This is a genomic window from Kitasatospora phosalacinea (genome assembly GCF_000716545.1).
Classification (GTDB): domain Bacteria; phylum Actinomycetota; class Actinomycetes; order Streptomycetales; family Streptomycetaceae; genus Kitasatospora; species Kitasatospora phosalacinea.
Window position 1 is genome coordinate 26,489 of the sequence record NZ_JNWZ01000009.1, and the last position, 21,927, is coordinate 48,415.

20 protein-coding genes are annotated in these 21,927 nt (G+C 75.3%); 12 read left to right on the forward strand and 8 right to left on the reverse strand.

Translation table 11 applies throughout. From position 1 onward, the window contains the following. Positions 1-118 precede the first annotated feature (118 nt). Together OO48_RS06320 and OO48_RS06325 are read right to left on the reverse strand one after the other, a co-directional pair. Positions 119-1,429 carry an SWIM zinc finger family protein gene (locus OO48_RS06320; RefSeq protein ID WP_033213367.1) on the reverse strand — a complete coding sequence of 437 codons (1,311 nt, stop codon included), beginning with the start codon at positions 1,427-1,429 and terminating at the stop codon, positions 119-121. A 41-nt stretch (positions 1,430-1,470) separates the two neighbouring features. Further along, positions 1,471-1,824, reverse strand: a complete 354-nt coding sequence (locus tag OO48_RS06325; RefSeq protein ID WP_033213368.1) for a MerR family transcriptional regulator — start codon at positions 1,822-1,824, stop codon at positions 1,471-1,473. Positions 1,825-1,913: 89 nt separating this feature from the next. Between OO48_RS06325 and OO48_RS06330 the strand changes: the two genes are divergently transcribed. The 6 genes from OO48_RS06330 (at position 1,914) to sucD (ending at position 9,896) form a co-directional block, all read left to right on the forward strand. Continuing rightward, on the forward strand, positions 1,914-2,330 hold the full coding sequence (locus OO48_RS06330; RefSeq protein WP_033213369.1) for a hypothetical protein: 417 nt from the start codon (positions 1,914-1,916) through the stop codon (positions 2,328-2,330). A gap of 332 nt (positions 2,331-2,662) precedes the next feature. Beyond that, positions 2,663-3,760 carry an ATP-binding protein gene (locus tag OO48_RS06335; RefSeq protein WP_033213370.1) on the forward strand — a complete coding sequence of 366 codons (1,098 nt, stop codon included), beginning with the start codon at positions 2,663-2,665 and terminating at the stop codon, positions 3,758-3,760. Positions 3,761-3,786: 26 nt separating this feature from the next. Further along, on the forward strand, positions 3,787-6,168 hold the full coding sequence (locus OO48_RS06340; protein WP_106970264.1) for a DUF5682 family protein: 2,382 nt from the start codon (positions 3,787-3,789) through the stop codon (positions 6,166-6,168). Positions 6,169-6,335: 167 nt separating this feature from the next. Further along, a complete protein-coding gene (locus tag OO48_RS06345; RefSeq protein WP_033213371.1) occupies positions 6,336-7,469 on the forward strand; it encodes a VWA domain-containing protein in 1,134 nt (377 codons plus the stop codon). A gap of 345 nt (positions 7,470-7,814) precedes the next feature. Continuing rightward, a complete protein-coding gene (gene sucC, locus OO48_RS06350; RefSeq protein WP_033213372.1) occupies positions 7,815-8,987 on the forward strand; it encodes an ADP-forming succinate--CoA ligase subunit beta in 1,173 nt (390 codons plus the stop codon). An 18-nt stretch (positions 8,988-9,005) separates the two neighbouring features. Beyond that, positions 9,006-9,896: a succinate--CoA ligase subunit alpha gene (gene sucD / locus OO48_RS06355; protein WP_033213373.1), complete on the forward strand. Its 891-nt coding sequence runs from the start codon at positions 9,006-9,008 to the stop codon at positions 9,894-9,896. 108 nt (positions 9,897-10,004) lie between these two features. Here the strand turns inward: sucD and OO48_RS34910 are convergent, their stop codons facing one another. Then, entirely contained in the window at positions 10,005-11,489 is a 1,485-nt protein-coding gene (locus OO48_RS34910; RefSeq protein ID WP_051731799.1) for a LuxR C-terminal-related transcriptional regulator, read from the reverse strand. A 117-nt stretch (positions 11,490-11,606) separates the two neighbouring features. On the opposite strand from OO48_RS34910, the gene OO48_RS06365 reads away from it, so the two are divergent. Continuing rightward, positions 11,607-12,878: a cell division protein PerM gene (locus OO48_RS06365; protein WP_051731800.1), complete on the forward strand. Its 1,272-nt coding sequence runs from the start codon at positions 11,607-11,609 to the stop codon at positions 12,876-12,878. 71 nt (positions 12,879-12,949) lie between these two features. On the opposite strand, the gene OO48_RS06370 is transcribed toward OO48_RS06365, so the two are convergent. After that, complete coding sequence (locus OO48_RS06370; protein ID WP_033213374.1) at positions 12,950-13,702, reverse strand: ABC transporter permease; 753 nt, start codon at positions 13,700-13,702, stop codon at positions 12,950-12,952. Then, complete coding sequence (locus OO48_RS06375) at positions 13,699-14,607, reverse strand: ABC transporter ATP-binding protein (protein ID WP_033213375.1); 909 nt, start codon at positions 14,605-14,607, stop codon at positions 13,699-13,701. The genes OO48_RS06370 and OO48_RS06375 overlap by 4 nt, the downstream gene beginning before the upstream one ends. A gap of 133 nt (positions 14,608-14,740) precedes the next feature. Between OO48_RS06375 and OO48_RS06380 the strand changes: the two genes are divergently transcribed. Both OO48_RS06380 and OO48_RS06385 read left to right on the forward strand, forming a co-directional pair. Next, entirely contained in the window at positions 14,741-15,862 is a 1,122-nt protein-coding gene (locus tag OO48_RS06380) for a sensor histidine kinase (RefSeq protein WP_033213376.1), read from the forward strand. Further along, on the forward strand, positions 15,859-16,539 hold the full coding sequence (locus OO48_RS06385) for a response regulator transcription factor (protein ID WP_209439443.1): 681 nt from the start codon (positions 15,859-15,861) through the stop codon (positions 16,537-16,539). The genes OO48_RS06380 and OO48_RS06385 overlap by 4 nt, the downstream gene beginning before the upstream one ends. Here the strand turns inward: OO48_RS06385 and OO48_RS06390 are convergent. Together OO48_RS06390 and OO48_RS06395 are read right to left on the reverse strand one after the other, a co-directional pair. Then, the gene (locus tag OO48_RS06390) at positions 16,485-16,814 is read right to left on the reverse strand and encodes a hypothetical protein (RefSeq protein WP_033213378.1); all 330 of its coding nucleotides are present in this window, start codon (positions 16,812-16,814) and stop codon (positions 16,485-16,487) included. The genes OO48_RS06385 and OO48_RS06390 overlap by 55 nt on opposite strands. Then, a complete protein-coding gene (locus OO48_RS06395; protein WP_033213379.1) occupies positions 16,811-17,044 on the reverse strand; it encodes a hypothetical protein in 234 nt (77 codons plus the stop codon). The genes OO48_RS06390 and OO48_RS06395 overlap by 4 nt, the downstream gene beginning before the upstream one ends. Before the next feature lie 492 nt (positions 17,045-17,536). Between OO48_RS06395 and OO48_RS06405 the strand changes: the two genes are divergently transcribed. Next, entirely contained in the window at positions 17,537-18,586 is a 1,050-nt protein-coding gene (locus OO48_RS06405; protein WP_051731801.1) for a Scr1 family TA system antitoxin-like transcriptional regulator, read from the forward strand. Between the two features lie 74 nt (positions 18,587-18,660). Here OO48_RS06405 and OO48_RS40565 read toward each other — a convergent pair whose 3' ends face one another. Then, entirely contained in the window at positions 18,661-19,266 is a 606-nt protein-coding gene (locus OO48_RS40565; protein ID WP_051731802.1) for a hypothetical protein, read from the reverse strand. A 365-nt stretch (positions 19,267-19,631) separates the two neighbouring features. Here OO48_RS40565 and purN point away from each other — a divergent pair, with 365 nt between their 5' ends. Further along, a complete protein-coding gene (gene purN / locus OO48_RS06415; RefSeq protein ID WP_245194532.1) occupies positions 19,632-20,291 on the forward strand; it encodes a phosphoribosylglycinamide formyltransferase in 660 nt (219 codons plus the stop codon). Then, positions 20,288-21,895 carry a bifunctional phosphoribosylaminoimidazolecarboxamide formyltransferase/IMP cyclohydrolase gene (gene purH, locus OO48_RS06420; RefSeq protein ID WP_051731803.1) on the forward strand — a complete coding sequence of 536 codons (1,608 nt, stop codon included), beginning with the start codon at positions 20,288-20,290 and terminating at the stop codon, positions 21,893-21,895. The genes purN and purH overlap by 4 nt, the downstream gene beginning before the upstream one ends. Positions 21,896-21,927: the final 32 nt, after the last annotated feature.

A 21,927-nucleotide genomic window follows, 5' to 3' on the forward strand; every position in this document is an offset into this window, starting at 1 on the left:
GGGAGCGTCCCGTTCCGTCGGGTGGTGCGGACGGCGGGTGCGGGCGGTGCGACGGGTGTCAACGAGGGCGTCGCGGCGGACGGTACGGTGCCGGGGGCCGCACGGGGTTGACGGCCGGTCAGCCCAGCGGGACGGCCCGGTGCTCGGCGTCCCAGGCGGTGACGGGTGCGAAGCCGCGGTGGCCGCACTCGCCGAAGAGGGTGACGGGGTGCCCGGCGGAGACCGCGACGAGCCGCCACAGGGCCGGTTCGGGCAGGGCGCCGCGGCGCACCGGCAGGCTGTGCGTGCCGTCGGTGAGCTGCCAGCCGTCCGGGGTGCGGACCGGCACCACGTCGGCCAGGACGGTCGGCCAGCCGTCCAGCCACGGGTCCTCGGCGACGGCGGCGCCGTACTCGGCGAGCGCCCCGGCGGGCGTCAGGCCCGCGGGCGCGGCGGCCGGGGCCGGATCGGGGGAGCCGTAGCGGGCGCCGAGGACCGCCCGCAGCGGGCGCGCCCCCGGGTGGTAGGCCAGGTCGGCCTCCAGCAGGCGGCCGGTGGGCAGCGCCAGGTCCGGTGCCTGGCCGGGGCGGCCGAAGGCCAGCAGCAGGGCCTGCCGCCCGGTCTTCGCGCCGCGCAGCCACACCCGGCGGGTGGTCAGCCGGTCGTCGGCGGTGTCCCGGCTGCCCAGGACGTGCCAGCGGTCCCGGACGGTCGGGCCGGCGAGCAGCTCGGCGGTGTCGGTGGTGAAGCCCACCCGGGCCCGGACGGTCGCCGCGAGGGCCTCCGGCAGGGTGTCGACCCGGTCGTAGGCGCCGGCCAGCAGGTGCAGCATCGCGTACTCCTCCAGCAGTTCGTCCTGCGGCGCCTCGGCCAGCACCCGCACCCGGGACGCCAGACCGCCCGCCTGGGCGTCGACCATCCGCGCGGCCACCTCCTCCCACGCCCCGGCCGGCAGCGGGTCGGCCAGCCCGCGGCGGACCCCGTCGGCCAGCCGCAGCCGCAGCTCGCGGGCGCCGCCCGCGACCCGGGAGGCCCGCCGGGCGGCCCGCTTCCGGGCGCCCTCCGGGTCCGCGTCGGACTTCGCCCGCTGCTTGGCGGCCTTGTCGGCGGCGGCTCGGCCGCGGCCGTCCAGCCACTCCTCGACCCAGTCGGGCGGGGCGGCCCCGTCGGCGACGGCGGCCGGCCCGGCGGCCCACAGCAGCAGCAGCCCGAGGGCGTGCTTGCACGGGAACTTCCGGCTCGGACAGCTGCACTTGTACGCGGGCGTCCCCAGCTCGACCGCCGTCCGGTACGGCGTGCTGCCGCTGCCCTTGCACAGGCCCCACAGCGCACCCCGCCCGGTGCCGGTCCCCGACCAGGGAGCCGGGCCGGAGAGCTTGCCCGCGGCCTTCAGGGAAGCCGGATCGGGCGCCAGCGAAAGGACGTGTTCGGTGCTCCAGCGTTCCTCCATGCCGTTGACGCTAGGAGGGGGCACTGACAGTCGGCGGACCGTCAGGCCGGGGCCAGCGGACAGCCGGTGCCGACCCGCCCGGCGAGGTCGGCGCGCAGTGCGGCGAGCTCCGCCGTCCGGGCGTCGATCAGCGCGATCTTCTCCCGGAACAGCTCCGAGAGCCGCTCGGCGGCGTCCGGAGCGGCGCTCAACTCCGCGCCGGTGCGGGCGATCTCGGCGAGCGAGAAGCCCAGCGCCTGCGCGGTGCGGACGTACCGCAGCCAGGGCACCGCCTCGGGCGGGAAGTCGCGGTAGCCGTTGGGCAGGCGGCGGGAGACGAGCAGCCCGGTGCGCTCGTAGAAGCGCAGCGTGTCGCGGCTCAGCCCGGTCAGTCCGGCGAGTTCCCCGATGCGCACGTCCCTGCTCCCGTCGGCGGCTTGACCCTGGACAGTACTCCACCCTCCAGCATGGGCCCGTCCCCGTACGAGACGGCACAGGAGTCCGAATGACGCACCGCTACATCCGCCTGGTCCGCGCCAGCGCCTGGTACGACCTGCTGGTCACCGCCCCGTTCGCCACCCCCTGGACGTACGCCCTCGCGCACCGGGCGCTGTCCGCGGCGGGCGGCGCGCTGGGGGTGGGCGAACTGCCGCCGGTGGAGCCGGTGCAGACGCTGTTCGCCTGCCTGATGGGGTCGGTGGTGCTGGTCTGGGCGCTGCTGCGGCTGCTGCGCCCGCAGCCGGTGCACGGGCTGTTCGACGGGGTGGCCCGGGTGCTGTTCGCCTGCTGGCAGGGGTGGGCGCTGGGGCAGGGCGCGACCGGGCTGCTGTGGGGCTTCCTGGTGGTGGAGGCGGGGTTCGGCGCGGCCCAGCTGTGGCCCTGGCGGCGGGCGGCGGGCCGGGCCGTCCCGGCGGCGGGCTGACGCCGGGCCGGTCGTCGGGCAGGGAGCCGGCCGGCGGGAGGCCGGGGTTCTCCCGCCGGGCGCGGGCCGGCTCCGGGGCGGGCGGTCCCGCGGCCTCCCCGTGCGCCGCCGCCGGCACCGCTTCCGTCCGGCGCCCGGGTCCCCGTCCGCGCCGGAGATCCTCCCCTTCCGGGGGCGCCGGTTGTCAGTGGCGGGGGGCAGAGTGGAACTCGCACGGGGCGAACGGGAGTTCTTCCGCCCAGGTCGGCGCCCGTGCCTCCCGCCCTTCCCCGCGCCCTCCGCGCGCGGCGTCCTGACGATCCGTGAGATCCCCCGTGAGATCGGAGCAGTCGATGACCACCGAGACGACCAGCGAGGTCCTGCGGCAGCACGCCGAGGACGCGTTCGCCGAGGAGCTGGCCGCCCTCGCCCGGCACGACGACCGGGACAGGCCGGAGCGCTGGCGCCTGTCGCCGTGGGCGGTCGCCACCTACCTGCTGGGCGGCGAACTCGCCGACGGGACGGTGATCACCCCGAAGTACATCGGCCCGCGCCGGGTGATCGAGGTCGCCGTGACGACGCTGGCCACCGACCGGGCGCTGCTGCTGCTCGGCGTGCCGGGCACCGCCAAGACCTGGGTGTCGGAGCACCTGGCCGCGGCGATCTCCGGAGACTCCACGCTGCTGGTGCAGGGCACGGCCGGCACGCCGGAGGAGGCCGTCCGCTACGGCTGGAACTACGCCCAGCTGCTCGCCCACGGCCCGAGCGAGGACGCGCTGGTGCCGTCCCCGCTGATGCGGGCGATGCGCGACGGGCGGATCGCCCGGGTCGAGGAGCTGACCCGCATCCCGGCGGACGTGCAGGACAGCCTGATCACGATCCTGTCCGAGAAGACCCTCCCCGTACCGGAGTTGGGCTCCGAGGTGCAGGCGGTGCGCGGGTTCAACGTGATCGCCACCGCCAACGACCGCGACCGCGGCGTCAACGAGCTGTCCTCCGCGCTGCGCCGCCGCTTCAACACCGTGGTGCTGCCGCTGCCGGCCACGCTGGAGGAGGAGGTGGAGATCGTCACCCGCCGGGTCGGCCAGCTCGGCCGCTCGCTCGACCTGCCCGAACTGCCGGGCGGCGCCGAGGAGATCCGCCGGGTGGTGACGGTCTTCCGCGAGCTGCGGGCAGGCCTGACGGCCGACGGGCGGACGAAGGTGAAGTCCCCCAGCGGCACGCTCTCCACCGCCGAGGCGATCTCGGTGGTCACCAACGGGATCGCGCTGGCCGCGCACTTCGGCGACGGCGTGCTGCGCGCGGGCGACGTCGCGGACGGCATCGTCGGCGCGGTGGTCCGCGACCCGGTCGCCGACCGGCAGGTGTGGCGGGAGTACGTGGAGGGCGTGGTCCGTGACCGCGACGGCTGGAAGGACTTCTACCGGGCCGCCCGGGAGGTCTCCGCGTGAGTGCCGAGGCCGTGAGCGCCGGTGCCGTGAGCGTCGGTTCCGGGGGTGCCGGTGCCGTGAGTGCCGGGGTGACGCTGCTCGGGGTGCGCCACCACGGGCCCGGCTCGGCCCGCGCGGTGGCCGCCGCGCTGGCCGCCCTGCGGCCGGACGCGGTGCTGATCGAGGGCCCGCCGGAGGCCGACGAGCTGGTCGCGGCCGCCGCCGAGAAGGAGATGGTGCCGCCGGTCGCGCTGCTCGCGCACGTCGCCGACGACCCGGCGCGGGCCGCGTTCTGGCCGCTGGCCGAGTTCTCGCCCGAGTGGGTGGCGCTGCGGTACGGGCTGGACGCCCGGGTGCCCGTCCACTTCATCGACCTGCCCGCCGCGCAGAGCCTCGCGCTCGGCCCGCGCGGCGCCGACGGAACCGTTGCCGACGGGGGTGACGCGCCGGACGGTGACGGAGCGTCGGAGGAGGGGGAGGGGCCGGGAGTGCCGGGGGGCACTCCCGGGCCCGCGCCCGTCGACCCGATCGCCGAACTCGCCGCCGCGGCCGGCCACGCCGACCCGGAGGGCTGGTGGGAGGACGTGGTGGAGCACCGCGTCCCGGACGGCGATCCCCTCGCCCCGTTCGCGGCCCTCGCCGAGGCGATGGCGGCGCTGCGCGAGCACCACCCGGCCGAGCGCCGCGACCTGGTCCGCGAGGCCGCGATGCGCCAGCGGATCCGGGCCGCCCGCAAGGCCGGGCACCGGCGCGTCGCGGTGGTCTGCGGCGCCTGGCACGTCCCGGCGCTGGCCGTGATGCCGACCGTCGCGCACGACCGGGCGCTGCTCGCCGAACTGCCGAAGAAGCTGAAGACCGAACTGACCTGGGTGCCGTGGACGCACCGCCGGCTGTCCCAGCACACCGGCTACGGCGCGGGCATCGACTCGCCCGGCTGGTACCACCACCTGTTCACCGCCCCCGAGCAGCCGGTCGCCCGCTGGATGACCAGGGTCGCCGAACTGCTGCGGGCCGAGGACCACCCGGTCTCCTCCGCGCACGTCATCGAGGCGATCCGGCTCGCCGACACCCTCGCCGCGATGCGCGGCCGCCCGCTGCCCGGCCTCACCGAGACGCTGGACGCGGTGCGCGCCGTGATGTGCGACGGCTCGGACGTCGCGCTCGCCCTGGTCCGCGAGCGCCTGGTGGTCGGCGACGCGCTCGGCGAGGTGCCCGACTCGGTGCCCGCCGTGCCGCTGCAGCGCGACCTGACCCGCCTGCAGCGCACCCTGCGGCTCAAGCCGGAGGCCACCCCCCGGGACGTCGCCCTCGACCTGCGCGAGAGCCTCGGCGTGGAGCGCTCCCGGCTGCTGCACCGGCTGCGGCTGCTCGGCCTGCACTGGGGCCGCCCCGCCCGGGACGGCGTCAACTCCACCGGCACCTTCCGGGAGACCTGGCAGCTCGTCTGGGAGCCCGAGTTCTCCGTCCGCCTGGTCGAGGCCGGGCAGTGGGGCACCACCGTGTGCTCGGCCGCCACCAACAAGGCGGTCGCCGACGCGGAGGGCGCCGAGCTGACCGCCCTGACCGCGCTCGCCGAGCAGTGCCTGCTGGCCGACCTGTCCGACGCGCTGCCCGAGGTGATGCGGCTGCTCGCCGACCGCGCCGCGCTCGACACCGACGCCGGGCACCTGGCCGCCGCGCTCCCCGCGCTGGTGCGCACCCTGCGCTACGGCGACGTCCGCTCCACCGACACCGGCTCGCTCACCGCCGTCGCCCACGGCCTGGCCGAGCGCCTCGCGGTCGCGCTGCCCGCCGCCTGCACCGGCCTCGACGCGGACGGCGCGAACGCCCGCCGCGCCGAACTGGACGCCGTCCACCAGGCGATCGCCCTCCTCGGCGGCGACACCGCCGAGCGCTGGGTCGGCACGCTGGCCGCGCTGGCCGCCCGCGAACCGCACGGCGGCCCCGCGACGGGCGTCCCCGGCCTGTTGCGCGGCCGCGCGGTGCGGCTGCTGCTGGACGACGGGCGGCTGGACACCGAGGAGGCCGGGCGGCGGCTCGGGCTGGTGCTGTCCACCGCCTCCGACCCGGCCGACGCCGGCGGCTGGGTGGAGGGCTTCGTCTCCGGCGGCGGCGCGCTGCTGCTGCACGACCCGGCCCTGCTCGGCCTGCTCGACGACTGGCTGTGCGGGGTCTCCCCGGACGCCTTCACCGACCTGCTGCCGGTGCTGCGCCGCACCTTCTCCTCGCTGGAGACGGGCGTCCGGCACACCATCGGCTCCCGGGTCGCGGCCGGCCCGCTCACCGCTCCCGCGAGCGGCTCCGCCCCGGACGCCCCGCTGGACGAGGAGCGCGCCGACGCGACCACGCCGGTGCTGGCCCTGCTGCTGGGGCTGCCGGTCCCGAAGCCGCGGATCCCCCGTCAGGTGGACCGCCGCGCCCCGGCCTGAGACGCCACGGGGCGGGGCCGCCGGCAGGGTTCGCTGCCGCGCCGCGCCGCCCCGACCCTCCCCGTTCCCTTCCGCTCCGCGCAGTTCCCCGATCCCCCCGACGGGCACGGGAGTTGGGCGGGGCGGCCTTCGACCGGCCCGATGGGCAAGCCAAGGAGTGAGATCAGATGACGGTCCGTCAGGACGACGAGCGGATGCGGCGCTGGCGGCTGGTGCTGGGCGGCGACGCGGACGGCACCGGGATGCGGCTGTCGGGGCGGGACGCGGCGATGGACGGGGCGCTGGGGGCGCTGTACCGGGAGGACGGGAAGCGGTCGGCGGGGCTCGGGGGGTCGGCACCGAAGGTGGCGCGCTGGCTGGGGGACATCCGGGAGTACTTCCCGACCAGCGTGGTGCGGCTGATGCAGCAGGACGCGATCTCCCGCCTCGGCCTGGACCGGCTGCTGCTGGAGCCGGAGATGCTGGCCGCCGTCGAGCCGGACGTGCACCTGGTGGGGACGCTGCTGTCGCTCAAGCACGCGCTGCCGGAGACCACCCGGGAGACCGCCCGGGCGGTGGTCGGCAAGGTGGTGGCCGAGCTGGAGCGCCGGCTCGCCGACAGGACCCGTTCGACGGTCGGCGGCGCGCTGGACCGCAGCGCCCGGGTCAACCGCCCCCGGCACCGGGACATCGACTGGGACCGCACCATCCGGGCCAACCTGTCGAAGTACCTGCCGGAGTACCGCACGGTCGTCCCGGAGCGGCTGGTCGGGTACGCGCGGGCGCAGCGGGCGATGAAGAAGGACGTGATCCTGTGCATCGACCAGTCGGGCTCGATGGCGCCGTCGGTGGTGCACTCGGCGGTGTTCGGCGCGGTGCTGGCGTCGATGCCGAGCCTGGACACCCGGCTGGTGGTGTTCGACACCTCGGTGGTGGACCTGACCGAGCAGCTGAGCGACCCGGTGGACGTGCTGTTCGCGACGCAGTTGGGCGGCGGCACCGACATCAACCGGGCGCTGGCGTACTGCCAGTCGAAGATCAGCCGGCCGTCCGAGACGATCGTGGTGCTGATCAGCGACCTGTACGAGGGCGGGATCCGCGACGAGATGCTGAAGCGGGTGGCGGCGATGAAGGCCGCGGGGGTGCAGTTCATCGCGCTGCTGGCGCTGTCCGACGAGGGCGCCCCGGCGTACGACCACGCGCACGCCCAGGCGCTGGCGGCGCTGGGCGCCCCGGCGTTCGCCTGCACGCCGGACGCCTTCCCGGACATCATGGCGGCGGCGATCGAGAAGCGTCCGCTGCCGGTGCCGGACCGGGGGTGAGCGGCGGGGACCGGAGGCCGTCAAGGGGGCTGGCGGCCACCCGTCCGAGTGAAGCGGTGGTGGGCCTCACCGCCCCGCGCCCCCGCTGGTGAGGGGCCCGGACCGGGCCTGCTGTGACGGTTCTCACCAAGGCGGACCCGGCCCCGGGCGAAACAGGCCGGTCGTCCGGGGATAACCTGCCATGCGGACGTGACGCGCGTGTTGATTGACGATGCGCCCCGGCAACTGCGTGGGCCGCAAGGCCGTACATCTGCGTACCCGCTCAGTGTCGACGACCCGCAGCGAAGATCCTGCCGTGGCACGCTCGTAGAGACACATTCCGCGACCACGAACAAGGACAAACACGTGGACCTGTTCGAGTACCAGGCGAGGGACCTCTTCGCCAAGCACGGCGTACCCGTGCTTGACGGCGATGTCATCGAGACCGCCGCAGACGCTGCCGCCATCGCGGAGCGCTTCGGCGGCCGTGCCGTCGTCAAGGCTCAGGTGAAGGTGGGCGGCCGAGGCAAGGCCGGTGGCGTGAAGCTCGCGTCCGACCCGCAGGACGCCGTGGCCAAGGCCGAGGCCATCCTCGGCATGGACATCAAGGGCCACACCGTCCACAAGGTCATGCTGGCCCAGACCGCGGACATCAAGGAGGAGTACTACGTCTCCTTCCTGCTCGACCGCACCAACCGCACCTTCCTGGCGATGGCCAGCGTCGAGGGCGGTGTCGAGATCGAGGTCGTGGCCGAGGAGAACCCGGACGCGCTGGCCAAGATCCCGGTCGACGCGAACGAGGGCGTGACCGCGGAGAAGGCCGCCGAGATCGTCGCCGCCGCGAAGTTCCCGGCCGAGATCGCCGACCAGGTCGCCGACGTCCTGCAGAAGCTCTGGGTCGTCTTCGTCAAGGAGGACGCCCTCCTGGTCGAGGTCAACCCGCTGATCAAGTCCGGCGAGGGCAAGATCATCGCCCTGGACGGCAAGGTCTCCCTGGACGAGAACGCCGAGTTCCGCCAGCCCGAGCACGAGGCGCTCGAGGACAAGGCCGCCGCCAACCCGCTGGAGGCCGCGGCCAAGGCGAAGGGCCTGAACTACGTCAAGCTCGACGGCCAGGTCGGCATCATCGGCAACGGCGCGGGCCTCGTCATGAGCACCCTGGACGTCGTCGCGTACGCCGGTGAGAACCACGGCGGCGTGAAGCCGGCCAACTTCCTCGACATCGGCGGCGGCGCGTCCGCCGAGGTGATGGCGAACGGCCTGGAGATCATCCTGGGCGACGCCGACGTCAAGTCGGTCTTCGTCAACGTCTTCGGCGGCATCACCGCCTGTGACGCGGTCGCCAACGGCATCGTGCAGGCCCTCGCGCTCCTGGAGGGCAAGGGCGAGGCCGTCACCAAGCCGCTGGTCGTCCGCCTGGACGGCAACAACGCGGAGCTCGGCCGCCAGATCCTGACCGACGCCAACCACCCGCTGGTGCAGCAGGTGGACACCATGGACGGCGCCGCTGACCGCGCCGCCGAGCTGGCCAACAAGTAAGGAAGGGGACTTAACACCATGGCTATCTTCCTTACCAAGGACAGCAAGGTCATCGTCCAGGGCATGACCGGCTCCGAGGGCATGAAGCACACCCGCCGCATGCTCGCCTCCGGCACCCAGATCGTCGGCGGCGTGAACCCGCGCAAGGCCGGCACCACCGTGGACGTGGACGGCACCGAGGTGCCCGTGTTCGGCACCGTGGTCGAGGCGATCGAGAAGACCGGTGCCGACGTCACCGTCATCTTCGTCCCGCCGGCGTTCACCAAGTCCGCCGTGATCGAGGCGATCGACGCCGAGATCGGCCTGGCCGTGGTCATCACCGAGGGCGTGCCGGTGCACGACACCGCCTCGTTCTGGGCCCACGCCGGCGCCAAGGGCAACAAGACCCGCATCATCGGCCCGAACTGCCCCGGCCTGATCAGCCCCGGACAGTCCAACGCGGGCATCATCCCGGCCGACATCACCGGCCCGGGCAAGATCGGTCTGGTGTCGAAGTCCGGCACCCTGACCTACCAGCTGATGTACGAGCTCCGTGACATCGGCTTCTCCTCCGCGGTGGGCATCGGTGGCGACCCCGTCATCGGCACCACCCACATCGACGCCCTCAAGGCGTTCCAGGAGGACCCGGAGACCGAGCTCATCGTCATGATCGGCGAGATCGGCGGCGACGCCGAGGAGCGTGCCGCGGCCTACATCGCCGAGCACGTCACCAAGCCGGTCGTCGGCTACGTCGCGGGCTTCACCGCGCCCGAGGGCAAGACCATGGGCCACGCCGGCGCCATCGTCTCCGGCTCCTCCGGCACCGCCCAGGCGAAGAAGGAGGCCCTGGAGGCCGCCGGTGTCAAGGTCGGCAAGACGCCGTCCGAGACCGCCCGCCTGGCCCGCGAGCTGATCGCCGCCGCGAAGTAAGCAACCGTACGCCGAAGGCGCCGCGCCCCGTCCGCTCCGGACGGCGCGCGGCGCCTTCGGCGTTCTCCGGGACCGTTCCCCCGGGCCTTCCCCGGGCCGCGGCCGTCGTTACGGGGCGCAGACCGGGCCGCACGGGGCGGCCGGCGGCGGCAGCGGGTGGCGCTCCGGCGGCGGGGCGAGCGGGCCGGCGGACAGCGGGCCGGCGGACAGCGGGTCGGCGCCCGGCGCGTTCGGGGCGGGCCGCTCCAGCGGCGGCGGCAGCTGTCCGGGCGGGCCGACCAGCCGGGCCGGGACGCCGGGCGTCAGGCTGCACCACGGCGACCGCAGCCCCGGCGAGCGGTCCGGGGCGACCGGGCCCGCGCCGTCCGGACCGGCCGGACCGGACGGGACGCAGGCCGTCTCGCGGACCGGCTCCGGCGGCGCCGGCTCCGACGGGCCCACCCCCAGCAGGGCCGCCACGATCACCCCGCCCACCGCTACGGTCAGCGCCGCCGCCGCGCCCGTCACCAGCCCCGTGTGCAGCCGGCTGTCCGCGACCAGCCGCGCCGTGGACGGCAGCCGCGGGCCCGGGCAGCCGTGCACCGCCGCCCGGTGCAGCAGGGCCGACAGCCGCTCCGCGAACTCCGGGTCCTCCGGGTCCGCGCCGACCAGCGCCGGCACCTCCCGGGCCAGTTCGGCCCGCGCCGAACGCACCCGGCTCCCGGCCGCCGCCGTGCTCGACTCCACCTCCACCGCGACCCGCTCCGCCGACAGGCCCAGCGTGTCGTGCAGCACCAGCGCCCGCCGCCGCGGCCGCGACAGCCGCAGCAGCGCCTTCACCAGCGCCCGGTCCTGCCGGGTCAGCTTCTGCGGCGGCTCGGGCGGCTCCGGTGCGCCCGCCGGGTCGACCACGATCCGCCGCCGCGGCCACCGCAGCAGGTGCGCCCGCCGCGGGCCGCCCCGGTGCCACGGGGACAGCGCCAGGTCGAACGCCTCCCGGCGCACCCGTCCCTCCGGGTCCGGACCGGCCGCCACCTCCGCCCACCGCCGGGCCGCCGACCCCAGCGCCAGGTGCACGCAGTGCGCGGCGCGGTGGCGGTGGCCGGTCAGCAGGAAGGTCTGCTGCACCAGCCGGGCGTGCACCAGCGCGGCGAACTCCCCGAAGTCGGCCGGGGCAGGGGCGGGAGCGGCGAGGCCGGGCTCGCCGGGGCCGGGCTCGGCCGGGGGGAGCGGGGGGCCGACGAACTCGACGGGCGCGGTCGCGGGCTCGGCTTCGGGCTCAGGCGGAGCGGCGGGCGCCCCGGACGCCCCGGACGATTCGGGCGCCACGAGTGCTTCGAGCGCTCCGGGGGCGAGCGTGGCGAGCAGGGCCACGGCCTCCTCGCGGTTGCGGACGCCGAGCTTGCGGATCGCCCGGTTGAGGTGGGTGCGGGCGGTGCCCGGGGCCACGCCCAGGTGCCGGGCGGTGGCGCGCAGGTCGTCGCCGGCCGCCAGCCGGGCCAGCGCCCGGGCCTCGCGCGGGGCGAGGCGGCGCAGCAGGAGTTCGGCGTCCTCGCGGGCCCGGGGCGAGGTGCCGGCGGTGCGTTCCGGTTCGGCGGTCGAGGGCGAGGTCACCGATCTCCTCCGTGGCAGGTCCGTCCCGGAAAAAGGCACATGTACAGATAATCCGGGACACGGCGAAGGTTCGCCCGTTGACACCCCTCAACGGGTGGCCTTGGCAGCATGAGGGCCATGACGCAGTTGATGGGCCGTCCGATCCTGGGCCTGCCGAGCGACTTGGACAGCCGCTCCACCCTCTCCGACCTGCTCGCCGGCGTCCGCACCGCGCTGCTCACCCTGTCCGTGGTCGCCGTCCCGGTGTTCGGCCTGTGGGTGCTCGCCCCGTACGGTGACGACACGGCGCGGGACGCGGCCCGGGCCGCGTTCGGGCTCTGGCTGCTCGGCCACGGCGCCCCCCTGGTCCGGGGCCCCGGCGCCGCGCCGGTGACCGTGGCGCCGCTGCTGCTCACCGTCGTCACCGCCGTGCTGCTCTCGCGCGCCGGATGCCGCCAGGCCCGGCGCGCCCGGGGGCGCGGATGGGTGCGCTGGCGCTCCCCGCTCGCGGTGTACGCCGGGTACCTGCTGGTCGCGGCCGTCGCCGTCGCCCAGTGCGCCGACCCGCAGGCCCTGCTGCGCTCCCGGGCCGTCCCCGACCTCGTCGCCGTCGCCCTGCTCACCGCCGCCGCGCTCGGCCGCGGCCTGTGGACCGGACTCGGCCGGCCGGCCGTGCTGCCCCGGCTGCCGCTGCCGCCCGCGCTCTGGCCGGACGGCGCCCCGGCGGCCGTCGGGCGGGCACTGGCCGGCTGGCTGCTCGCGCTGACCGCCGGCGCCGGGGTGGTGCTCGCGGTCGCGGTGCTGCTCGGCTCCGCCGGACAGCACGCGCAACGGCTCGGCGACGGCGCGGCCGACTGGCTCGGCATGCTGCTGGCCTGCCTGGCGCTGGTGCCCAACGCGCTGGTCTGGTCCGCGAGCTACGCGCTCGGCGCGGGCTTCGAGGTCGGCGCCGGCAGCCACGCCGGACCGCTCGGCACCCGGCTCGGCCCGGCCCCGGACTTCCCGCTGCTCGCCCTGCTCCCCGCCGACCGCGGCCCCGACTGGCACCTGCTGGCCTGCGCGGCGAGCGCCGCCGCGACGGTCGCCGCCGCCCTGCTGATCGGCCGCGCGGCCGCCCGCTGGACCTCCGCCCAGACCGCGACGGTCGCCGCCGCGACCGCCCTCGCGGCCGCCCTGCCCGCCCTCCTCGCCGCCCACCTCGCCGGCGGCGCCCTCGCCCCCGGCAGGATGTCCGAACTCGGTCCGGTCCCCTGGCGGTTCGCCCTGGCCCAGGCCGCCTGGCTGCTCGCCCTCGCGCTGCCCGGCGCGCTGCTGTGGCGCTGGTGGCTCGGCCGCCGGGGCGACGGCGCGGGGCCGGTGGTCCGCGCCCGGATCGGGGCGTACCGGCTGGTGTGCCGCCTCGCCGCGTAGCGCTTCGCGGTGGGCGCCCGGTCGCTCGCGCGGTTCCCCTCGCCCCCGGCGTCGCCCGGTTCGGCGCGCGGCTACGCGTCCTCGCGCCGGAGGGTGCGCAGCCCCGCCCAGGCCGCCGCCAGGGTCCAGGCGGCCATCAGGAGGAGGCCGGTGGTGTGGCCGTAGGGGGTGCCGGGGGTGTCGGCGAGGCGGAGGGCGTACTGGCCGGCGCGGTCGGGGAGGAACCGGGCGGCCTCGCGGACGCCCGGGACGGCGGCCAGGGCGGTGGTGCCGAGGAAGACCGCGGGGGAGAGCAGCCCCAGGGCGGCCGTCTGGTTGCGCAGGACGGTGGTGAGCGCCAGGCACAGCACGAGCAGCAGCGGGTGGTAGAGCACCCCGGCGACGAGGGCCCGCGCGGTGCCGGGGTCGGACGGGTCCAGGCCCACCGTGGCGGCGGTCGCGGCGAGTTGGCAGCCGACGGTGACCAGGCCGACGGCCAGGCCGAGACCGGCGCCGAGCAGCAGCTTGGCCCGGTAGAAGCGCAGCCGGTCGGGGACGGCGGCGAGCGAGGTGGCGAGCGTCCCCGAGGCGTACTCCTGGCCGACCAGCAGGATGCCCAGGCAGGCGACCGCGACCTGGCCGAAGTTCAGCCCGTAGTACAGGCCCTCCATCGGGTCCTCGGTCAGCGAGGTGTCGCTGTTCCCGTACGCGGCCTGGACCGCCGCCGTGATGCCGGCGCTGAGCGCCACCGCGAGGAACGGGACCGTCCACAGCGGGCGCAGCGTGGTGAACTTCGCCCACTCGGCGCGCAGCGGGTGCGTCCGGGTGTCCGCGCGGGCGTTCATGCCGTCACCGCCCGGTACTCGACGGCGTCCGAGGTCATCCGCATGAAGGCCTCCTCCAGGGAGTCGTGGGCGACGGACAGTTCGATCAGCACCACCCGGTGCTCGGCGGCCAGCGCGCCCAGCCGGCCGGGGTCGGCGTCCGGGACGTCGAACGCGCCGTCGCCGCAGGGCACCGCGTCCGGGTGGGCGGTGGCGAGCAGGGCGGCCAGCGCGGCCGGGTCGACGGCGCGGACCCGGACCCGGCGGCGGCCGTGCCGGGCCAGGAAGTCGGCGGTGGAGGCGTCGGCGAGCAGCCGGCCCCGGCCGATCACCACCAGGTGGTCGGCGGTCACCGCCATCTCCGCCATCAGGTGCGAGGACACCAGCACCGCCCGGCCCTCGCCCGCGAGCCGGCGCAGCAGCTCCCGGATCCACCGGATGCCCTCCGCGTCCAGGCCGTTCACCGGCTCGTCCAGCAGCAGCGCGGCCGGGTCGCCGAGCAGGGCCGCCGCGACGCCCAGGCGCTGGCGCATGCCCAGCGAGAACGTCCGGATCCGGTGGCCGGCGACCTCGGCGAGGCCGACCAGGGTCAGCACCTCCCCGACCCGGCGGGCGGGCAGGCCGTGCGAGGCGGCGATCCACCGCAGGTGCCCGGCGGCGGTCCGGCCCGGGTGCAGCGCCTGCGCGTCCAGCAGCGCGCCGACCCGGCACAGCGGACGGTCGAGCGCGGCGTACGGCCGCCCGTCCACCAGCGCCGTGCCGGACGTCGGCCGGTCCAGCCCCAGCACCATCCGCAGCGTCGTCGACTTGCCCGCCCCGTTCGGCCCCAGGAACCCGGTCACCCGCCCCGGCTCGACCCGGAACGTCAGGCCGTCCACGGCCCTCCGCCCGCCGTACGCCTTGGTCAGGTCGCGGATCTCGATCACGGGAACTCCCCTCTGCCGGTTGCCGGTTCCGAGTCAACCGCCCGGGCCGGGGCGACCGGATCCCGCCCGCGAGGGGTCCGCCTCCCTCCCGGGAGGGAGGAGGCGGACGGGCGGGGTGGGGGAGGATGGGTGGATGTTCACCCCGCTGCTGCGCCCCGTCACGTACACCCGCTGGGTGCACCTGACGATCGGGCTGGTGTTCGCCGGAGTGGTGCTGCTGGTGTACCCGGGGACGGAGGGGGTGTCGACCGGGCGGGCGGTGGCGTGGTCGGTGGCGTTGGACGTGCCGCTGCTGTGCCTGGCGGCGCTGGTGCCCGGGGTGCGGCGCGGGGAGGGGGTGCAGGCGCGGCTGCTGCTGGGGCCCGCGCGCGAGGAGGAGATCGGGGTCGCGCCGTCGGCGGGCTGGGCGGACCGGGGGCGGACGGCGTGCTGGCTGGTGGCCCGGGTCGGGCTGGGGGTGCTGCTCGGGACGGCGGCGGTGGCGGCCGTCCGGACGGCGGTGGGCGTGCCGCTGCTCGCGCCACCGGTGGCTTTCGCCCTGCTGTGGCTGGTGGTGTACGCCGGACGCCTGCAACTCGCGCTCGCCGTACGGCTGTTGGGCCCGTCCGGGGCCGAGCGGCTGGCCGCCGCCGAGGCCCGCGCGGAGCGCCTGCTCGCACGCAACCGGCTGGCCCGGGAGCTGCACGACTCGATCGGGCACGCGCTGACGGTCACGGTCGTGCAGGCGGGCGCGGCCCGCGAGGTGGCCGACCCGGCATTCCGGGAGCGGGCGTTGGAGGCGATCGAGACCACCGGCCGCCGGGCGCTGGACGACCTGGAACGGATGCTGGTGCTGCTGCGGGAGACCCCGGAGACCGTCGTCACCGAGCAGCCGGGGCTGGACCGGGCCGCCGAGCTGTTCGCCGCCGCGACGGCCGCCGGCAGCGAAGTCGACGCCCGACTCGACGTCGAGGCACGGGAGTTGCCCGGAGTGCTGTCCCGAGAGGCGTACCGGATCCTCCAGGAGGGCGTCACCAACGCGCTGCGGCACGCGCCCGGCACGCCGATCCGGGTCCGGGCGGCTTCGAGGGACGGCGCGTTGGAACTGTCCTGCCGCAACGCGCTCGCCGGCGGCGGGAGTTCGCGCAAGGGCGGCGGAAAGGGCCTGCGCGGGGTGCGGGAGCGCGCGGTGCTGCTCGGCGGCGAGTGCGAGACCGGCCCGGACGGCGCGGACTGGCTGCTGCGGGTGCGGCTGCCGCTACGGTTGGAGCGGTGAGCGTGATCAAGGTGCTGCTGGTGGACGACGAGGAACTGATCCGCTTCGGCCTGCGCGCCGTCCTGGACGCCCAGCCCGACCTGGAGGTGGTCGGCGAGGCCGCCGACGGCGCCGAGGCGCTCGGGCTGGTCCGCTCGCTGCGCCCCGACGTGGTGCTGATGGACGTGCGGATGCCCGGCCTGGACGGGCTGGCCGCGACCCGGGCGATCCTGCGCGGCACCGACCGGCCGCCGAAGATCCTGGTGGTGACCACCTTCGAGGCCGACGACTACGTGTACGAGGCGCTGCGCGCGGGCGCCGACGGCTTCCTGCTCAAGCGCTCCCGCCCCGCCGAGGTCGTCCAGGCGGTGCGGCTGGCCGCGGCGGGGGAGACCCTGCTGTTCCCGGCCGCGATCCGCCGGCTCGCCGCCGCCCGGGCCGACCGCGCCGACGGCGGCGGCGCGGTGGCCCGGGCGGGGCTGACCGGGCGGGAGGGCGAGGTGCTGCGCCTGATGGCCCGGGGCCTGTCCAACGCGGAGATCGGCGAACAGCTGCACCTGGGCGTGCAGACCGTGAAGACGCACGTCAGCGCGGTGCTCGGCAAGCTCGGCGCCCGGGACCGCACCCAGGCGGTGATCGCCGCCTACGAGTCCGGCTTCGTCACCCCAGCCCCCGAGGAGCCGGCCGCCCGGGGCTGAGCGCGCCGGGCGCCCGGGGGCATCGGATTCCGGGGGTCGGGATCGGCGCACAGCGTGCGGTCGCCCAGCAGGTGGTCGCAGTGCCCCTGCTTGACGGCGTCCCGCAGGTCGGCCCACTCGTCCGGGTTGAGGAACAGCACGGTGTTCCGGTCGGTGGCCCGCGCGAGGGCCACCCCCCGGTACGAAGTCGCCACCACCACGCCGTCCTCGTCGTCACCGACCGCGTGCCAGTCCAGCCCCGGGAGCCCCTCCGGGTAGTACTCCACCGGGATCATCCGCCCACCGCCGTCGGGAACCTGGGCTCCACCTCGGGCCCGTCGACCTCGGCCCACAGGCTCTCCCAGCGGTCCCCCCTGGTGTGCCCGAACCGGTCGGCTCCCCGGAGCGCCCGGAACACCGCCTCCGCGACCTCCGCGTCCGGCTGCTCCACCACCCGGGTGGTGATCCGGAACCCGCCGCCCCTGAGCTCCTCGACCAACGGCTGCCGCCCCAGCAACTCCCGCAACGCGGACTCGATCCGCCGGGCCCGCGCGGCGGCGTCCTCGGCCCCCAGCGCCTGTTGTGCCTGTTGTGCCTGTTGTGCCTGTTGTGCCGACGCGTTTCCACTCCCTCCGCGACCGGGCTCGACCGCCGGGCCGCGCAATTGATTCCAACGCTCGTTAAATCGAATTGGACCGACCGCTGTCCGGCGCAGGTGCCAACCCGCCCGGGTGCACGGGTACTTCCGTCCCGCCCCCGACCGGTCGGACCCACATCAGCCCGCACCACTCGCCCATGTACCGGACGAGCCCGCCGGACTTCAGGTCGATCACCAACTGCCCGATCACCGCAGGTCGGTAGGGGGCGCGCGACGGCACGCCGGGGTCCACGGGTACGTCCTGCGCGCTCACTCTGTGCTCCGATCCTTCGGCAATGTGTCACCAGGATCGGCAAGGGTGGCTACGATCGGAAGGACTTCTGGTCAACACTTGGCTGTTTTCACTGGGGTGGAACACGCGTGCGCATCAACAAACTTGATCCCTCGTCATCCCCGCTCGCCGCGCTCGGATGGCAGTTGCGCGAACGCCGCCGCCACCAGGGGCTCACCCAGGGCGAGTTGGGGAAGCTGGTCAACTACACGGGTGCGTACGTCTCGATCATCGAGAACGGGGGCCGCCGCCCGCCGCTCGAGTTCATCCGAGGAGCGGACCGGGTGCTGGGCGCGGCGGGGGCGCTGGAGGGCATGTGGTGGATGATCGACCACACCTCTTTCCGGGGCGGATTCCCGGAGTACGTGGGGCTTGAGGCCACGGCCCGTCGCATTCGGGCCTGGGATATCGGACTTCCGCCCGGAATCGCCCAGACCGAGGAGTACGCAAGGGCGTTGCAGAGCGGCTACGTGGAACGGGGCGCGGTGACGCCCGAACAGGCTGAGGAGCAAATCGGCGTGCTGCTCGGCAGGCATGCGGTACTGCGGTCGCCGAACCCGCCGGAACTGCACCTGGTGCTTGACGAGAGCTGTATTCGTACCGTGGTCGGGTCTCCCGAGGTGACCGCGCGTCAACTGTCATGGCTGGCAGAGCTGGCCGCGCGCCCCAATGTCGCACTTCAGGTCATGCCGTTCGACCGTGGGGCGAAGCGTCCGCTTTCGCATCCGATCAAGTTCCTGACGATGGTCGACGGGTCGGTGGTGGGCTATACGGAGACGCACGAAAGGGGCTACGTCGAGTACGAGAGCGAAACCGTGGAGGGTTGGTTGGATGACTATCATCGACTGCAGGTCGAAGCACTCCCCCCGGCTGACTCCCTCGCGCTGCTCAGCAAGGCCCGGAAGGATCTATGCAACATGCTCCCCGTTGATAAGCAGGCCAAGTCCAGCTGGTACAAGTCCAGTTACTCGGACGGTGCAGGCGAGTGCGTGGAGATCAGCACCTCCTACGCGGAGTCCCACGACGTGGTGCTGGTCCGTGACAGCAAGGACCCCGAGGGCTCGTACCTCACCCTCCCCGCCTCCTCCTGGCGCGCCTTCGCGGACGCCGCCGGCAGCGGGCTCTTCCCCGGTGCCTGACCCCCGCCGCCCCTGAAGAAGCGTCGAGCCCCCGGCATCCCGCCGGGGGCTCTGCTGTCGGGGGGTCGGGACGGCTACTCGTCCGCGACCTCGTACAGGTTGCTCAGCCAGGCCGGGACGTCGTACTCCTGGGCGCAGCTGCGCGCGGCCTCCTGGGTGACCGAGTTCTCCCGGCAGCCCAGGTAGTCGCGGTAGGTGAACTGCATGCCGAAGACGCCCAGCGAGACCACCAGGGCGAGGCCGCCGGTCAGCAGGGCGCTGAGTGCGGCGGGGACCTGGGGGCGGACCGGACGGGGGGAGAACGGGTCGGCGGTGGGTTCGGCGGGGATGCGCAGCACGGCGACGGCGTACCAGACGGCGAGCAGGGAGAGCGGGAAGGCCAGCCAGTACAGGCCGAACAGCACCGCGAGCAGGGCGGCGAAGCCGGAGAGCAGGGCGTTGCGGGCGGTGCGGTGGGCGGGGTCGGCCGGATCCAGCTTGGGCGGCGAGGGCTGCTGCGGACCGGGCTCGGGGCGCCGGCCCCACGGCGGGGGCTGGGTGTGGTCCTCCTCCGGCTGTCCGTCCGGCTGCTGCCCGGTCGCGGGCGGTCGCGGGGTGCGGGGACGCCAGGGCTGGTCGGGCGCGCCGGGCGGAGGGGGCGCGAAGGGGTTGCGCTCGCCGCTGTCCTCGCCGCTGCTCATGGTCTCGGCCGTTTCTGCTCGTCGGATGGCCCGCCCCGTCGGTGGGGGAGTGGGCGGCCCGGGTCAATGATCCCCCAGCCGGTTCCCGGCCGTACGGCACCCTGTCGGATCGGTGCCCGGCGGCGGGGTCCGGCCGGGAGATCCCCGTCTCAACTACGCGCGTAGCGTGGACTGCTGGTTACGGGTGGCCTCCCACCAGCCGTTATCGTGGTGACGGTCGGCAGCCCCCAACGGTTCCTCGGGCCCCCGCAGCGCCGCGGCCCCCGGCGGATCCGCCGCCGGCTCCCGACCTGCCGCCGCCCGTAGTGGCCCCACCGACGGTGGACGTACCAGCGGGCGACACCCGACGTACGGAGAATCGCGCCGTGGCTGCCGCTGACGCCCAAGTGTTCCCGCCCCGTACCCCCGGACCGGCCCGGCTGGTGGTGCTGGTCTCCGGCTCCGGCACCAACCTGCAGGCGCTGATCGACGCCGCCGCCGACCCCGCCTGGGGCGCCGAGATCGTCGCGGTGGGCGCCGACCGCGACGGCATCGCCGGCATCGAGCGGGCCGAGAAGGCCGGCATCCCGGTCTTCGTCGAGCGGATCAAGGACCACGCCGACCGGGCCGCCTGGGACGCCGCGCTGACCGCCGCCGTCGCCGCGCACGAGCCCGACCTGGTGGTCACCGCCGGGTTCATGAAGATCCTCGGCCCCGCCTTCGTCGGTGCCTTCGCCGGGCGCACCGTCAACACCCACCCCGCGCTGCTGCCCGCCTTCCCGGGGGCGCACGGCGTCCCCGACGCGCTGGCGTACGGGGTGAAGGTCACCGGCTGCACCGTGCACCTGGTGGACGGCGGGGTCGACACCGGGCCGATCATCGCCCAGGGCGTGGTGGAGGTCGAGGACGCCGACCACGCCGACGGCGGCGAGGCGCTGCACGAGCGCATCAAGACTGTCGAGCGCAAGCTGCTCGTCGAGGTCGTGGGCCGGCTGGCCCGCGAAGGACACCGCATCGAAGACCGAAAGGTATGGATCCCGGCATGAGCGCCGCCTCCTCCGCCAACAAGCCCGTCTCCGAGAACGTGCGCCCGATCCGGCGCGCGCTGATCAGCGTCTACGACAAGACCGGGCTGGAGGAGCTGGCCCAGGGGCTGCACGCCGCCGGGGTCTCCATCGTCTCCACCGGCTCCACCGCCGGGAAGATCGCCGCGGCGGGCGTCCCGGTCACCGAGGTCTCCGAGCTGACCGGCTTCCCCGAGTGCCTGGACGGCCGGGTCAAGACCCTGCACCCGCGCGTGCACGCCGGCGTGCTGGCCGACCTGCGCCTGGAGTCGCACCGCGCGCAGCTCGCCGAGCTGGGCGTCGAGCCGTTCGACCTGGTCGTGGTGAACCTGTACCCGTTCACCGCCACCGTCGCCTCCGGCGCCACCCCGGACGAGTGCGTCGAGCAGATCGACATCGGCGGCCCGTCCATGGTCCGCGCCGCCGCGAAGAACCACCCCTCGGTGGCCGTCGTGGTCGACCCGGCCCGCTACGCGGACGTGCTGACCGCCGTCCGGGGCGGCGGCTTCGACCTGCTGACCCGCAAGCGCCTGGCCGCCGCCGCGTTCGCGCACACCGCCGCGTACGACGTCGCCGTGGCGGGCTGGTTCGAGGAGTCGGGCTACACCGAGTCCGAGGCCGCGTTCCCGACCTTCCTGGGCTCCACCTGGGAGCTGGGCAACGTCCTGCGCTACGGCGAGAACCCGCACCAGCAGGCCGCCCTCTACATCGACACGGCGTCCATCAGCGGCTCCGCCGCGGGCGGCGGCCTGGCGGGCGCCGAGCAGCTGCAGGGCAAGGAGATGTCCTACAACAACTACGTGGACACCGACGCGGCCCGCCGCGCCGCGTACGACCACGAGGGCCCCGCCGTCGCCATCATCAAGCACGCCAACCCGTGCGGCATCGGCACCGGCGCGGACGTCGCCGAGGCGCACCGCAAGGCCCACGCCTGCGACCCGGTCTCCGCGTACGGCGGCGTGATCGCCGTCAACCGCCCGGTCACCGTCGAGCTGGCCGAGCAGATCGCCCCGATCTTCACCGAGGTCGTCGTCGCCCCCGGCTACGAGGACGGCGCCCTGGAGGTGCTGGCCAAGAAGAAGAACCTCCGGGTGCTGCGCGCCCCCGGGGCCCCCGCCGACGCGCTGGAGTCCCGCCGGATCTCCGGCGGCCTGCTGCTCCAGCAGGTCGACCGGGTCGACGCGGCCGGCGACGACCCGTCCACCTGGGCGCTGGCCACCGGCGAGGCGCTGTCCGCCGACGAGCTGGCCGAGCTGTCCTTCGCCTGGCGGGCCTGCCGGGCCGTCAAGTCCAACGCGATCCTGCTCGCCAAGGACGGCGCCTCGGTCGGCGTCGGCATGGGCCAGGTCAACCGGGTCGACTCCTGCAAGCTCGCCGTCGAGCGGGCCGGCGAGCGCGCCCGGGGCGCCTACGCCGCCTCCGACGCGTTCTTCCCGTTCGCCGACGGCCTGGAGATCCTGCTCGCCGCGGGCGTCAAGGCCGTGGTGCAGCCCGGCGGTTCGATCCGCGACGAAGAGGTGATCGCCGCCGCCGAGAAGGCCGGCGTGACCATGTACCTCACCGGCACCCGGCACTTCTTCCACTGACCCCCGGGGTCGGTGACGCCGAGGGCCCCGCA

Excerpts from the sequence above, each read along its gene's own strand:
- OO48_RS06320 (WP_033213367.1), bottom strand. The coding sequence starts at position 1,429 with ATGGAGGAACGCTGGAGCACCGAACACGTCCTTTCGCTGGCGCCCGAT.
- OO48_RS06330 (WP_033213369.1), top strand. The coding sequence starts at position 1,914 with ATGACGCACCGCTACATCCGCCTGGTCCGCGCCAGCGCCTGGTACGAC.
- OO48_RS06335 (WP_033213370.1), top strand. The coding sequence starts at position 2,663 with ATGACCACCGAGACGACCAGCGAGGTCCTGCGGCAGCACGCCGAGGAC.
- OO48_RS06345 (WP_033213371.1), top strand. The coding sequence starts at position 6,336 with ATGACGGTCCGTCAGGACGACGAGCGGATGCGGCGCTGGCGGCTGGTG.
- sucD (WP_033213373.1), top strand. The coding sequence starts at position 9,006 with ATGGCTATCTTCCTTACCAAGGACAGCAAGGTCATCGTCCAGGGCATG.
- OO48_RS06365 (WP_051731800.1), top strand. The coding sequence starts at position 11,607 with ATGACGCAGTTGATGGGCCGTCCGATCCTGGGCCTGCCGAGCGACTTG.
- OO48_RS06370 (WP_033213374.1), bottom strand. The coding sequence starts at position 13,702 with ATGAACGCCCGCGCGGACACCCGGACGCACCCGCTGCGCGCCGAGTGG.
- OO48_RS06380 (WP_033213376.1), top strand. The coding sequence starts at position 14,741 with ATGTTCACCCCGCTGCTGCGCCCCGTCACGTACACCCGCTGGGTGCAC.
- OO48_RS06390 (WP_033213378.1), bottom strand. The coding sequence starts at position 16,814 with ATGATCCCGGTGGAGTACTACCCGGAGGGGCTCCCGGGGCTGGACTGG.
- OO48_RS40565 (WP_051731802.1), bottom strand. The coding sequence starts at position 19,266 with ATGAGCAGCGGCGAGGACAGCGGCGAGCGCAACCCCTTCGCGCCCCCT.
- purH (WP_051731803.1), top strand. The coding sequence starts at position 20,288 with ATGAGCGCCGCCTCCTCCGCCAACAAGCCCGTCTCCGAGAACGTGCGC.